Genomic DNA, 14,309 nt, shown 5'->3' with positions numbered 1-14,309 from the left:
AAGTAAACCCGAAGGCTTACTTTTTGTTCATTTTTCTTGTTTGTCTGTCAAACAAGCTATAGACAATCGGTACGATATAAAGTGACAGTAAAGTCGAACTGATGAGTCCGCCAATTACTGTGATCCCCATCGGCTGATTGATTTCTGTACCTTCTCCGATTCCAATCGCCAGCGGCAATAGCCCCAGAATGGTCGTTAATGCTGTCATCAAAATCGGTCGGCGGCGGTCATGAACAGAAGTGATGATGGCATCGTAAGAATTCATGCCTGCTTCTTTCCGTTGATTGATGTAATCCACCAGCACAATCCCGTTATTGACGACTATACCTACTAGAACCAGTATACCGATGACGGCGGTAATGCTGATAGGCGTCTGTGTAACAAACAGCGCAATCGCTACGCCAATCGCCATCAATGGCACAGTAAACATGATAACCAGCGGATACTTAAAGGATTCAAATTGTGCTGCCATGACAATGTAGACAAGTACAATAGCCAAAACAACAGCCATCATCATGTCGTTTATCGAGTTATCCAGCAGCTCACGGTCGCCCCCAAACGAAATCATCGTGTTTTCATTCAAGTCCAGTTCTTCGATGGTCGAGTCCACCTGATCTGACATGTCTCCCAGTGTAATGCTTGATTGGTGCTGAAGTGTAAACGAGACACTGTCTGCCTGATCTACCCGTTGGATGCTGACGGGACCTTGGGCCACTTCAATATCGGCCAGCTCCTGAAGCTCCACAAATTCTCCTGCCGGCGTTCGAAGAGACAGGCTCCGAAGCTGTTCAAGACTGTCCCGTTCTCCTTCTTCATAAGCCACATATACACTGAGAACTTCATCATTCTCCGCCAATACTTGTGTAGCCAAAACCCCGCGTGTGATGTTATTCACCGTTTGGGCTATCTGAGCCGGAGGCAGCCCGTATTCGGTCGCTGCTTCACGATTGATGGTCATTTGGATTTCATCAATCGTTTCCTGACGGTCGTTCGTCAGCTCAGTCACTTCTGAAAGCTCTGTTAAAGCCGCCTCTATATCGGCAACCGCGGTGTCCAGACGGGCACGATCCGTATCCGTTACAGTGAACGATAACGTGTTCGGTGAGGAGCCCGCTGCAGTCTGCAAATTAAAGCTGACTAACGCACGTTCCCCAACAGTCTCAAGAATTCGCGGCTGCACATCATCCACAAAATCAAAAATCGAACGGTCCCGATCTGCCAAATCCACCAGCTTCACATAAATCTCAGCGGTATTCGATTCCGCAGAGCCTTGTGCCTGGCCCTGCTGCGTAGCCCCGATCAAACTGACATACACATCGACTTCTTCTTCAATTTTCAATTCTTCTTCTATCAGATCGACCACTTCGTCCGTCGCTGCTCTTGAAGACCCATTTTCGAGCTCGACGGAAACACTGACAAAGCCTTCATCGGTCGCAGGAATAAATTCCGTGCCCACTTGCATAACGCCGAAAGCCCCGACCACTAAAAGCACCAGTGCCGTAAACAACACGACAATTCTATGGCGCAGCGCCCAAATAACGGACCCTTCGAATGCTTTGACACTTCTGGATGCATCCCTCTCCACTTTCGGTTTAGCACCGGGTTTCCCAAGCATTCGGGAAGCCATCATTGGAATGACAGTTAGCGCAACTGCCAAAGAGGCAATAAGACTGAACGAAATCGTCAAGGCAAACTCAAAGAATATTTCACCGATCAATCCCGAGATAAAGATGACCGGAATGAAGACAGCTACCGTGGTCAAAGTGGACGCAATGATTGCACCAGAAACTTCCTTCGCCCCTTCGGATGCTGCTTTTTTGGCATTTTTGCCCATCGCTAAATGCCGTTCAATGTTTTCAATAACGACAATTGCGTTATCTACCAGCATTCCGATTCCTAATGCCAGCGCACCCAAAGTTAAAATATTCAATGCAAAGTCGGCAAAAAACATAAGAACAAAGGTGACGATGACTGAATATGGAATTGCTACCCCGATAATAATGGGGCTCCTAATGCCGCGCAGGAAATAAAACAGGACCAGCATAGCAAAAAGACCACCCAAAACCAATGTCTGGCCAATATTGCCAATGGCAAGTTTGACATAGTCGCCCTGGTCAAAGAGGATGTCCGCTTCGACACCCTCGAAACGCTCTTCGCTCAGCAGTTCATCCAATCTTTCCTGGAAGGCATCTGAAACATCTGCTGTATTTGCCTGTGACTCCTGGAGAGCAGATAATAAGACAGCCGGCTCTTCATTGGTCCTGGTTTCACTGTTGCTTTCACGTTCACTGACATTAACTTCGGCTACATCACCAATGGTGACATTATCGCCTTCTAGCGGGTCAATGGTCAGCACCAAATTCCGGATTTCCTCTACATTGGTCAAGGTGCTGATAATCCGGGTTGTCAGGTTGCGCCCATCTTCGGTCTCAATCGGTTCACCAGGCAATGAAATATTGTTGGCTTGGATCAACTGTACAACATCTGATTGCTGCAAGCCCCGCTCTTCCAATTCAGCCTGATCCAATTCGATTTGAATTTCTTCTATTAAAGAACCTGAGATATTGACGCTCGCCACTCCATCCGTTTGGCGAAGCTCTGTTTCCAGCTCTTCTGCAATTACCCGTACATCGGCATCCGGATCACTCGAACGCAATGATAATTGAAGAATCGGAAATTGTGAAGGATCAAACTTTAAAAAACGCGGATCATTTGAATCATCCGGAATCGGTGTTTGATCGATCCGCTGCATAATGTCTGTTTGGACTTCGTCTATATCTGTCGACCAATCAAATTCCAGCAGGATAAAATTCGAGCCTTCCTGGCTATTCGATTGAATCGATTCGATTCCCGGCAATGTAGCCAAGTTTGCTTCTAGAGGTTTCGTGACTTTTTCACTTACTTCTGTCGGGCTGGCGCCTGGGTAATTGGTAACCACTACACCAATTGGCGGATTGAGCTCGGGGATTAAAGTAATCGGGATGCGGGTGAATGATACCGCTCCCAGAATGATGATCAAAAACATGATTACCAGTGTAAAGACTGGCCTTTTTATCGAAAAATCGCTTATTTTCATTTGCTCAACCCTCTCTCCGTGTTCTTCTATCATAAGAAAAATTGCCTGCAACCGCAAACTTTACAGAAGGTGTTCACTGATCTGCCACTTTATTGAAGAAAACAAAAAAACCTGCCAGCAGCAGGTTTTTATTTTTATAGCAGACTGTATAATCGAATGCCTGGATTTTTATCCTGGAACCATCGTGTCGCAAACTCGTTTTCGAATAAAAAGACATAGTTGTCAAAACGGTCGCGTACCAGCATTGAACGGCCGCTGGACATTGATTCTTTGACATCTTCTTCATTTTCAATCCAGCGGGCGATTTTGGAACCGATCGGCTCCATCCGCACATCCACATTGTATTCATTTTTCATCCGGTGTTCGAACACTTCAAATTGAAGCTGTCCGACTGCCCCAAGAATGACTTCTTCCAGATGAAGCGTTTTGTAGTACTGGATTGCGCCTTCCTGAACAAGCTGAAGGATCCCTTTATGGAAATGCTTTTGTTTCATGACGTTTTTAGCAGTAACTTTAACGAAAAGTTCCGGCGTAAACTGCGGCAGGCTTTCAAACTGGAACTTCTTGCCGCTCGTAATGGTATCTCCAATTTGGTAATTTCCTACGTCGTGGAGACCGATGATGTCTCCCGCCACCGCTTCGTTGACCATTTCGCGGTCATCTGCCAAAAATTGAGTTGTCTGTGACAGCTTGAAACTTTTTCCGGTGCGCGCCAAAGTGACGTTCATTCCACGTTCAAACTTGCCTGATACGATGCGCACAAATGCAATGCGGTCACGGTGAGCCGGATTCATATTGGCTTGGATTTTGAAAATAAATCCAGAGAAAGGCATCTCGATCGGATCAATTTCCTCATTGTCCTGCGTATCGCGCGGCTGTGGTGATGGTGCAAATTGCAGGTAAGTTTCCAAAAACGTTTCGACGCCGAAATTAGCTAACGCACTGCCGAAGAAAACCGGCGTCAACTCACCTTTTTTCACACGATCAATTGAAAAGTCGTTGCCTGCTTCATTCAACAGTTCGATGTCATCCATTGCCTGTGTATAATAGGAAGTTTTCTTCATCTCGTGGTCTTCGATCAATTTGCCCTGTTCGTCAAGTTCCAGGAAACGATCTCCTTCAGATCGGAACGGTTCGATGCGCTTGTTAAAACGGTCATAGATGCCCAGGAATTCTTTGCCCATGCCGATTGGCCAGTTCATCGCGTAGGATTGGATGCCAAGAACTTCTTCCAGTTCCTCCATCAATTCCAAAGGCTCTTTACCTTGGCGGTCCATCTTATTGATAAAAGTAAAAATCGGAATGCCGCGCATTTTACAAACTTTGAACAGCTTGACAGTCTGTGCTTCAATTCCTTTGGCAACATCGATGATCATGACAGCACTGTCGACTGCCATCAATGTACGATACGTATCTTCACTGAAATCCTGGTGCCCGGGAGTGTCCAGAATATTGACGCGGTGTCCGGCATAATCGAATTGCATGACGGAAGAAGTAACGGAAATCCCCCGCTGCTTTTCAATTTCCATCCAGTCGGATGTGGCGAACTTGCCGCTCTTTTTCCCTTTGACAGTTCCCGCATCACGGATCGCTCCCCCAAACAGCAAAAGCTTTTCTGTTAAGGTTGTTTTCCCGGCATCCGGGTGGGAAATGATCGCGAAAGTTCTTCTATTTTGAATTTCATTCTGTAATTGGTCTGACATGTTTATACGCTCCTTTAATCTACTCTCTTCATATTAGAGAAGGGGACTGAAAAAAACAAGGAATTTTAACGTTTGCAGAAAAAAAGGAGCCTTCATGGGCCCCTTTTCACTGAAACTTTTTCATCGCTTCCTGTATCGCGATTTCTTTGTCGCTGTGTGGATATTTGGTGCTGCCGATAATCTGGTAATCTTCATGCCCTTTACCGGCGAGAATGATGATGTCACCCGCTTCTGCTTGCTGCACCGCGTGCTTGACCGCTTCTTCCCGGTCGCCTATGCAGGCAAACTGGCTATGGGTCATTCCGATTTCCAAATCGCCTAAAATACTTTCATAGCTTTCGTCGCGCGGATCATCTGTCGTTAAGACGACATAATCTGCAACAGACGCTTTTTCAGCCATGATAGGGCGCTTTGTCTTATCTCGGTTGCCGCCTGTGCCTACTAGAAAAATGATGCGTTTTTCTTTAAAGTCCTGTACGGCATCAATTGCTTTCTCGATGGCATCAGGTGTATGGGCATAATCAATGAAAACAGAAATAGGTGCTTCCAGCTCCACTTTTTGCATGCGTCCTTCAACCGGAGCTATTATTGCCAAAGCCTTTAATATTTCGCCCAGTTCATAGCCTTCCGCGTACAATGCAGCAATGGCCGCCAAGGCGTTGGACACATTAAACTCACCCAACAGTTTCATAGAAACCGGGAATTGCCCTTCTTTGCAATCCAGCGTAAAGGTTGTTCCTTCATGCGTCAATTGAATATCTTTCGCCCGGAATTGTGCGTTGTTTTGAATTCCGTACGTGTAAACCGGATGCGGGGTCATTTTCGCCATTTCGTTGGACCATGGATCATCGGCATTTAAAATAGCTTGTTTCCGGTTGGCCAGATCCTGTCCCAGTTGCGAAAACAATAAGCTTTTGGCATGGCCGTATTCTTCCATCGTGCCATGAAAATCCAGGTGGTCGTGCGTCAGGTTAGTGAAAATCGCAGTATCAAACTCCACTCCGGCCAGGCGCCCCAATATTAATCCATGCGACGATACTTCCATGGTCATGTGTGAGCAGTCTTCGTCACGTGCACGTGCAATCATTTGCTGTGTCGTGAGTGCGTCATTTGTTGTATTGGCCGATGGATGCAATTGGCCGTTCAAGTCAAAACCGATTGTTCCTGTCAACCCTGATTTCTCACCAAGCTTCATCAGCATCGAATGCAAAATTCCCGCTACGCTGGTTTTGCCATTGGTGCCTGTGACACCGGTCATGTGCAGAAGCTTGGATGGGTAGTCGTAAAATTTTGCAGCCAACAGCCCAAGCGCCCGCGAAGTGCTGTCGACAATAACGACTGTCGCATTGTCAATCGTCAACGGTCGTTCTGCTACGATCACCGTTGCTCCCTGATCGGCTGCCTGCTGCGCGAAATTATGGCCGTCCACTGTATAGCCCGCGATGCAAACAAACATGGAGTCTGCTTTAATATCCCGGGAATCTATTGTCAGGTGTTCAATCGTTTCCGGCAGTTCACCTTTAATCTGCTTGTATGGAATTGACGTCAGTAACTCTTTGCTGTTCATAAAATCCCTCTCCTTACTGTTAAGAAACCATGGGAGACAACACATATGCGTGTAGCAATGCTGCCGCCGCTTTTAATGAATCGGTATGTGTGCGTTCGTATGAATGGGAAGCTTCAATCCCGGGACCAAACAATGCATGCTTAACATCATGGCCAGCACTGATAGCAGCAGATGCATCTGACCCATAATAGGGATAGATATCGACTTTGTAATCGATGTCATGATCTTGCGCCAAAGAAATTAAATGGCGGGTCAATCCATAATGATAGGGTCCGCTCGAGTCTTTTGCACAAATAGAAACCGTATATTCATCCGATTCCTGGCCGTCTCCGATAGCACCCATGTCAACAGCGATATACTCCTGCGTTTCCGGGGGAATGCTGGAGTTGCCGCCATAGCCGATTTCTTCGTTGTTGGAAATGTAGAAATGGGTTGTATAAGGAAGCTCTTCTCCAGTTCCGCTGAAATGCTTTACCAGCTGAAGCAATAAAGCAGTGCTTGCCTTGTCATCCAAATGCCGGGATTTGATGTAGCCGGATTGGGTCGCTTCAAATCTTGGCTGGAAGGATACGAAATCTCCCACTTCAATGCCCAGGCTTTGAACCTGCTCTTTCGAAAATGCTTTTTCATCCAAGCGCACTTCCATATTGTCGGCAGTACGTTCAGCCGTGCCCGCATCTTTGTAGACATGGACTGTTGTCTGGTGAAGCAGTATTGTTCCGGAAACGGTCGAACCGTCCGCTTTATGTATGAGGCAATTTTCGCCTTCTATCGCATTGAACTTAAAGCCGCCAACCAATGACAGCTTTAAACGGCCGCTCGGTTTGATTTCTTTCACCATGGCGCCTAATGTATCGACATGTGCAGTCAACAGTCGATGATGCTGCTGATCTCTTCCTCGGATGGTCGCAATCACTGCCCCTTTATGGGTCGTTTTGTGCTCAACATTCCACTGAGCCAGCAAAGTGCGAATTTTTGACATGACGTCCATTGTGTAGCCGGACGGACTCGGAATTTCCACTATTTCTTTCAATAACTCGATCGTTTCGCTTTGATTCCATTGGTAAGTCATCTCTATCACTCCTCGGTCTTATAATCATATCAAAATCAAAGATGTTCGGACAGTCCTGTCTTATAGTATTATAGTATTTAGTTTAAGTCTTTTTTTCAGTTGAACTGCATTCAGGTACCGCTTTGCCTAATTCCCGCTAAAGTTCCTTCCATTTTTAAGCAATGCAGAGGCGGTTTCTTTGGTTCAACCTATTCGATCAAAACTAAAATGCATAAAATTCGAGGTGCTTAATGGATAGCAATGTAACCAATCGCAAAAGAAATCAATTATTCATCCATTTATATGGGTTTTCAAGCATTTTGCATTTCTTGCTCAATCAATGGGTGGATATGAATTCAGCCATTATTTCTCCATTTTTCGGCATGGCAACTTACGTCATATTGCTGGTTTTTTTTTCCTGCAATATAAAGGAGCGGGTACTTCAACTTGCTGTGTTGTTTGCCATGAACATCTATGTCTTCATTTTGAATTTTGAATCCTTATCTTCCATAACGCTTATTTTTTTTGTAATGCCCATTATTGCTGCCGCCTTATACAACGACACGAAACCAATCATCCTGCTGGCGATTGTCACTTCTTTCGAGTTTTTACTTCTCATTACCGTATTTGACCGGTTTACCGCAAGAGCTCCGCTGCCTTATATTCAATTGTCCATCATTGTCTTTTTCACAGCAGTACTGACGATCACCTTGCTTCACAGCATTTATTTCAGCCGGTATTGGAAGCAGTTAGAGATGAAAAATGCATCAATGGAAAAGGCTCTGCTGTCGAAAGAAGGTTATTTGCAGCTGTTTTTTGAAACTGCCAAAGACGCCATTGCCGTGTTCGATTCGAATAATAAAATCATTGCAGTCAATCCGGCTTTTGAAGAACTGTATGGATGGACTTCTGAAGAAAGCATTGGAAAATCGCTGCCTCTTTATCCACTGGATATGAAAGAAGACGCCGAGAGGCGAACCTGGGAAGTCCAACAAGGAAAAAGTTATTCTCTCCTGGAAACGGTGGATGCCCGCAAAGACGGGACGCGCTTTCATGCCCAAGTGACATTATCCCCTATTTTCGACCAGTTTGGAAAAGTGATTGCCACTTCCATCATCTCACGAGACATGAGCTATCAGAAAGAATCCGAAAAAATGATGCTGCAATCCGAGAAACTCAAACTCGCCGGGGAAATTGCCGCAGGTGTTGCACATGAAATCAGAAATCCCATGACCGTTATTTCCGGATTCGTCCAAATCATGCACAATGACCCGAAACATCAGTTTCCAGAATATACGGCTTTGATTCAGTCCGAAATGGAGCGCATCAATTTAATCATCAGCGAATTTTTGGTCCTGGCTAAGCCCCAGGCTTCGGCCTTGAAAAAATTCAGCATCCAGAATGCACTGGATGATATTCTGCTGTTGTTTGGTCCAGAACTGAACCTCCATGGCATCACCGTGAAAAAAGACTGGCAGGAAGATTTTCATGTGAACGGAGAAGAGCACCACATGAAGCAAGTTTTCATCAACTTATTGAAAAATGCCATTGAATCCATGGAACAGCCTGGCGAAATTTGGATTTTGCTGAAAGCTGAAAAAGATTCTATGCTGTCTATCAGCTTCAACGATTCTGGAAATGGCATTTCCGAAATAGATCTGGGTGAAATTTTCCAGCCTTTTTATACAACGAAAGCAACCGGGACCGGTTTGGGGCTGCTCATTTCACAGAAAATCATTCAAGAACACCAAGGCGACCTTATTATATCGAGCACATTGGGAGTCGGAACAGCCGCAACCATTCTTTTGCCAGCAAAATAACCACAGACAGAGGGAGAAAAATCCATGGATTTTTCTCCCTCTGTCTTTTTCATCTTAACTGTTTTACCGAACTTCAGGCTTTTGGTCAATCCCAGTCGTTGTCATCATCGTCATCATCATCGTCGTCAAAATCCGAATCGACTTTTAGAATGGATCCGTCTTTTGCATGAACATCGACATCATGCTCGGAGCGCCCGTCTTTAATTTCGATCTCGTAATAAGCAACACCATCGTCATTTTCAAGCTCGAAGCTTTCGACTGTTCCACTCACCACGGCTAATGCCGCTTCAATGGCTTTGTCTGAACCGATCAGCCCCTCGCTTGAAGAAGCAGATTTGTTGTTCGAATCGCTTGCAGCTGATGGTGAGTTGCTAGGCGCTGCTGATTTCGATTGGGAAAGATCATCGTCTCTGTCTTTTTCACGTTTTTGCTCCAGTACTTCGCCTGTGTAAGCATCAAAGTCAAAATCATACTCATAGCCATCAAAATCGACATCGACTTCGTAATGGGCTCTTCTGTCATCATTGTCCAGCTCGATATCGGTAATGCGGCCGTTTGCCAACTCCAACGCTTTTGCTGAAATTTCTTCAAAACTGAGCATTTCTTCGGTTGCTGGCGACTTTTGCACCTCGTTGGTCACCGTTCCTGATGTGGATGATGGATCTGCTGCGGGTGTATCCGAGTTCGCCAAAACGATTCCTCCAAAAGCTAAAACCCCTGCTGCCACTGGAATGTAAATTAATTTTTTCATGTTCTTTCTCCTCCTCATTTGTTGTTACTCTTACAATAACCTTCTCTTCTGAGCAGAAGATTAAGGCTCTATGAGAATTTGATGAGAAATACATGAAACTGTTCTCAGAGTCAGTCATCCTCGTCCCACTCGACCGACATGGTATCGCCGCGGATCGCGTGGATTTGAATGGTCGCTTCTTGATCGGTCTGGTCGTTTTCAATTTCCACCAGATAGTAGCCGCCGTCTGCCGTCTGCACAAACTCGGCTTCCTGCGCCTCTCCGCTCAGCGTTTCTTGGGCCAGTACGATTGCTTCATCACGCGTAATGACTCGGTCTGGTTCTGGTTCTGGCTCAGGTACCGGTTCATTGACTGGAGCTGAAGCTTCGACCGCCTCTTGGCTGATCTTCCGCACTTCACCGGTAGCTGCAGACAAGACAACCGTCGATAACTGCGTCTCTTCTTTTACTTTGACGTCATATTCATTGCGTTCTTCGTTATAAGCAACGCTGTCAATCGTCCCAGCTGCCTGCTCCAATGCAATTTCTCCTGCCTGCTGTTCTGTCACTTCTTTTGCTGCTTCCGTTTTTTCAAGCAATTCCATCGTCTCTACTTGGCCGTTCTGGCGGTTGACGAGAGCCAAATAACGTCCATCCGGCCGTTTAAATTCCACTCTGTAGGCATCTCCGGATTCTGTGGTTTGCTCCACTTCTCCCCCGTAAAGGCTAATTACTGTTTCATTTGCCTGGTCTGCGGTAACTTCCGGAGAAGTGCGTGGGAATAGTACAAAAGCCAGGACGGCCACTCCAAACAAGATTGTTGCTGACGCCATTAACATCCATTTTCGCATCACAATCCCTCCTGATTTGAGTGTACATCATCAACATTAAAATTCTCTGAGAAAATGATGGATACTGTAGTTCCCAGCTGCTCAATGCTTTCAAGTTCAATTTCGACCTTTAAAGAGTCAGCCAATTGTTTCGCCAGCGCCAGACCCAGACCAAAACCGCCTGTTTCCCTGCTCCGTGCTTTATCCACGCGGTAAAAACGTTCAAAGACCAATGGCACTGCTTCTTTTGGAATGCCGATCCCCGTATCACGGATTTGAATCACAGTGTCCCCGTTCCTTTTTGCCACCACTTCAATCTTGTCCGAGCTGTATTTCCGTGCATTGTCCAACAGGATATACAGCAGTTGCTTAAACTTCGCAACGTCGGTAATTACCGGCAAGGATTGTTCCGTTGTGATCAGTTTGAATTCACGATCATAGGATGCGTTCAGTGCTGTGACGGTTTGTTGCAGCAGCTCGAGAGCATCCACTTCCATCCATTCCACCTGGGATTCGCTGCGGCGGGCAATGTGAAGCAATTGCTCAATCAAGGCCTTCATCCGATCGGTTTCTGCACGGATCGCCGTCACGCTTTCTTCTGCAATCTGTTTATCCTGCATGCCTTGCCGCTCGAGCAGCTTGGCGTAGCTGCCGATTACAGTCAGCGGCGTCTTCAGCTCATGGGATGCGTTGGAAACAAACTCTTCCTGCTTGGAATAGTTTTCTTCCAGCAAGCCCATCATCTCGTTGAAGGTATTGCCCATCTGTGTCAGTTCGTCCTGCGACTTCCCTTCAATCGGGAGCTTTTCAAATTGGCCATTGCGCTGGATGCGCGTCATGGTTTTCGTCAAGTTTGTAATCGGCAGGGTCACAATTTTCCCGAGCACGATGCTGGAAATAATAACAGGAATCATGGCCAACAAGGTCCCAGCCACGAGAACCAGGCGCAATGTATTTAAATTATTCGTCGTTTCCCGCAATGACTGGGCAACTGTCAATTCCGCTACTTGGCCGTCTGTCCAGATGACCGGTGCCTTGGCATAAGCAAAGCGTTCGCCTTCCACTTCGACCGTTCCGGACTGGCCGTCGAGTTCAGCAGGAAATTCCACAGTAAGCGCTGGAGATTGGATGGGTGATGGCTGTTCTCCTTCCGGGAGTGTTATCTTCACAAGCCCATTTACCGGCATATATGCACGAAGCACAATGCCAGGATCTGCAGTTTCATTTTCATTGAGCTCTGATACCAGTGCGTTTGTTTCTGCCTGCAGCTGTTCCACTTCCGTTGAATACGTCAGCTGACTGAACGAAAAATAAATAACAAAAGCCAGGATCAGCAAAATGACCAGCATGAGCAATGCCGAGGACACATGGATTTTATTTTTTAGCTTCATTGCCCTGCTCCTTCATGACATAGCCGACTCCGCGAACCGTCTGGATGTAAGTCGAACTTTCGCCGGTGTCCACTTTTCTTCGCAAATAACGGATATAGACATCTATGACATTGGTATCACCATAGTAATCGTAACCCCATACAGCATTCAGCACTTGTTCGCGGCTGAGCACCTGCTGTGGATTTTTGATGAGATACAGCAGCAGATCGAATTCACGCGGTGTCAGTTCAATCAACCGCCCATTGCGTTTCACATCGCGCGTGCTTTCGTTCATTTCAAGATCATGGAAGCGGTGCACAGCTGAATTTCCATTGCCGCTCGACAAGCGCAGACAGGCGCGAATTCTTGCCAGCAGTTCTTCGATTTCAAACGGTTTGGTGACATAGTCGTTAGCTCCCAGATCCAAGCCGGCTACTTTGTCTTTAACATCGTTTTTTGCAGTCAGCAAAATAACCGGAATCGCTGCATCGGACGAACGGATGCGTTTCAATACATCAAGACCGTGGATTTCCGGGAGCATCAAATCGAGCAGCACCAAATCCCAGTCCTGCTCGCGAAATTGAATCAACCCTTCCGATCCCGTATAGGCGACACCTATCTCATATCCTTCAAACTTCAATTCCAGTTCGAGCACGCGTGCAATGCTTTTTTCATCTTCCACTATTAAAATGCGTTCCGCCATCACCATCACCTCTTCTGTTTATCATAGCAGGAGTAAAAAGAAAAAAGCGACCCGCAGGCCGCTTATCTCAATACCGTTTTGATCCATTTCGCTTTGTTTTTATAAGGTGGGAAAACGATATTTACGGAAAACTTAGTTGATTTCTTTAGAATCGATTTGGCGTGTGTGAACGTTTCAAAGCTGGCTTTGCCGTGATAGGAATTGATTCCTGACGTGCCAACTCCACCAAACGGCAAGTAGGAGCTGCCTACATGGGAAACCGTGTCGTTGATGCAGCCGCCGCCAAATGGCAATTGATCCAGGAAAAATCGGACAGCGCGGTCGTTTTCCGAGAACAGATATGCGGACAGCGGTTTTGGCAACTTCCGTATTTGGCGCAGCAATAACGGCAAATCCGTATAGCTGATGATTGGCAAAATCGGCCCGAAAATTTCATCTTCCATTGAAGGACTGTCCCAGGTAATGTTGTCCAACACCACAGGTTCAATATAGCGGTCACTGCGATCCATTTTACCGCCGTAGATGATATTGCCGGATTCTTTCTGCACAATCTCTGCTAAACGGTCAAAATGCTGGTGATTGACGATGCGTCCGTAATCCGGACTCCTTTGTGCATCTTTGCCGTAAAAATCCTGTATCGTTTTCGTCAGCTTTTTCAGGAATTCGTCTTTGACCGATTCGTGCACACAAATATAATCAGGTGCTACACAAGTTTGGCCGGTGTTCATCAGTTTCCCCCAGGCAATGCGTTTTGCTGCCAGATCGAGATTCGCTGTCTGGTCGACAATTGCCGGACTTTTCCCGCCAAGTTCCAATGTGATTGGCGTTAAGCGCTCCGAGGCCGCTTTCATGATGACTTTTCCAACATTGACGCTGCCGGTGAAGAAAATATAATCGAACGAAGCGTGAATCAACGCCGTGACTTCTTCCCGTTCGCCTTCGACTACCCGAATGTAATAGGCAGGGAACGCTTCTTCAATGATCGTGCGAATCGCTTTTGCCACATTCGGCGTTGCTTCAGAAGGTTTGACCACTGCACAATTGCCGCCGATAATAGCGCCGATAAGCGGCTCCATCACCAATTGGAATGGATAGTTGAATGGCCCAATAACCAATACAGAGCCATACGGTTCGCGGATAACAAAGCTTTTCGATGGCTGAAGGTGGATCGGCGTCTTTACTTGCTCAGGCTTCATCCATTCCTCCAGGTTTTTAGCCATGCTGCTGATGCTGTCGAGCACAAAGCCGACCTCTGTTGCATAGGCTTCAAATTCACTTTTGCCGAGGTCGTTCTTCAAAGCTTCTATCACTTCTGCTTTATGGGACTGGATGGCGCTCTTTAACCGGAGCAATTGCTCGATCCGAAAAGCGGCCGGTTTTGTATCACCTGTATAAAAATAAGTGCGCTGTTCTTCTATCATCTGTTCTACGTCGTTTGCTGTAAAATTCACTGTCCATC

At 46.4% G+C, this 14,309-nt stretch carries 10 protein-coding genes; 1 reads left to right on the top strand and 9 read right to left on the bottom strand.

All coding sequences use genetic code 11. From position 1 onward, the window contains the following. Positions 1-16: 16 nt before the first annotated feature. The 4 genes from QOZ98_RS09495 to QOZ98_RS09480 form a co-directional block, all read right to left on the bottom strand. Positions 17-3,076, bottom strand: a complete 3,060-nt coding sequence (locus QOZ98_RS09495; protein ID WP_308787225.1) for an efflux RND transporter permease subunit — start codon at positions 3,074-3,076, stop codon at positions 17-19. Positions 3,077-3,210: 134 nt separating this feature from the next. Further along, on the bottom strand, positions 3,211-4,779 hold the full coding sequence (locus QOZ98_RS09490; RefSeq protein WP_308787224.1) for a peptide chain release factor 3: 1,569 nt from the start codon (positions 4,777-4,779) through the stop codon (positions 3,211-3,213). Positions 4,780-4,885: 106 nt separating this feature from the next. Further along, positions 4,886-6,346, bottom strand: a complete 1,461-nt coding sequence (locus QOZ98_RS09485; protein ID WP_308787223.1) for a UDP-N-acetylmuramoyl-L-alanyl-D-glutamate--2,6-diaminopimelate ligase — start codon at positions 6,344-6,346, stop codon at positions 4,886-4,888. Between the two features lie 19 nt (positions 6,347-6,365). Continuing rightward, the gene (locus tag QOZ98_RS09480; protein ID WP_308787222.1) at positions 6,366-7,418 is read right to left on the bottom strand and encodes a M42 family metallopeptidase; all 1,053 of its coding nucleotides are present in this window, start codon (positions 7,416-7,418) and stop codon (positions 6,366-6,368) included. 230 nt (positions 7,419-7,648) lie between these two features. On the opposite strand from QOZ98_RS09480, the gene QOZ98_RS09475 reads away from it, so the two are divergent. Further along, positions 7,649-9,217: an ATP-binding protein gene (locus tag QOZ98_RS09475; protein WP_308787221.1), complete on the top strand. Its 1,569-nt coding sequence runs from the start codon at positions 7,649-7,651 to the stop codon at positions 9,215-9,217. A gap of 85 nt (positions 9,218-9,302) precedes the next feature. On the opposite strand, the gene QOZ98_RS09470 is transcribed toward QOZ98_RS09475, so the two are convergent. The 5 genes from QOZ98_RS09470 to QOZ98_RS09450 all read right to left on the bottom strand — a co-directional run bounded on the left by QOZ98_RS09470 (position 9,303) and on the right by QOZ98_RS09450 (position 14,301). After that, entirely contained in the window at positions 9,303-9,968 is a 666-nt protein-coding gene (locus tag QOZ98_RS09470; protein WP_308787220.1) for a PepSY domain-containing protein, read from the bottom strand. A 110-nt stretch (positions 9,969-10,078) separates the two neighbouring features. Then, entirely contained in the window at positions 10,079-10,798 is a 720-nt protein-coding gene (locus tag QOZ98_RS09465) for a PepSY domain-containing protein (RefSeq protein WP_308787219.1), read from the bottom strand. Continuing rightward, positions 10,798-12,168, bottom strand: a complete 1,371-nt coding sequence (locus tag QOZ98_RS09460; RefSeq protein WP_308787218.1) for a HAMP domain-containing sensor histidine kinase — start codon at positions 12,166-12,168, stop codon at positions 10,798-10,800. Before QOZ98_RS09460 ends, QOZ98_RS09465 begins: the two co-directional genes overlap by 1 nt. Beyond that, on the bottom strand, positions 12,152-12,850 hold the full coding sequence (locus QOZ98_RS09455; protein WP_308787217.1) for a response regulator transcription factor: 699 nt from the start codon (positions 12,848-12,850) through the stop codon (positions 12,152-12,154). Before QOZ98_RS09455 ends, QOZ98_RS09460 begins: the two co-directional genes overlap by 17 nt. A gap of 62 nt (positions 12,851-12,912) precedes the next feature. Then, positions 12,913-14,301, bottom strand: coding sequence for an aldehyde dehydrogenase (locus tag QOZ98_RS09450; protein ID WP_308787216.1), 1,389 nt, complete (start codon positions 14,299-14,301; stop codon positions 12,913-12,915). Positions 14,302-14,309 lie beyond the last annotated feature (8 nt).

Origin of the sequence: Planomicrobium stackebrandtii (assembly GCF_030814955.1) — a bacterium.
In the GTDB taxonomy this organism is placed as follows: domain Bacteria; phylum Bacillota; class Bacilli; order Bacillales_A; family Planococcaceae; genus Planococcus; species Planococcus stackebrandtii.
This window is presented reverse-complemented; position numbering and strand designations above follow the sequence as displayed.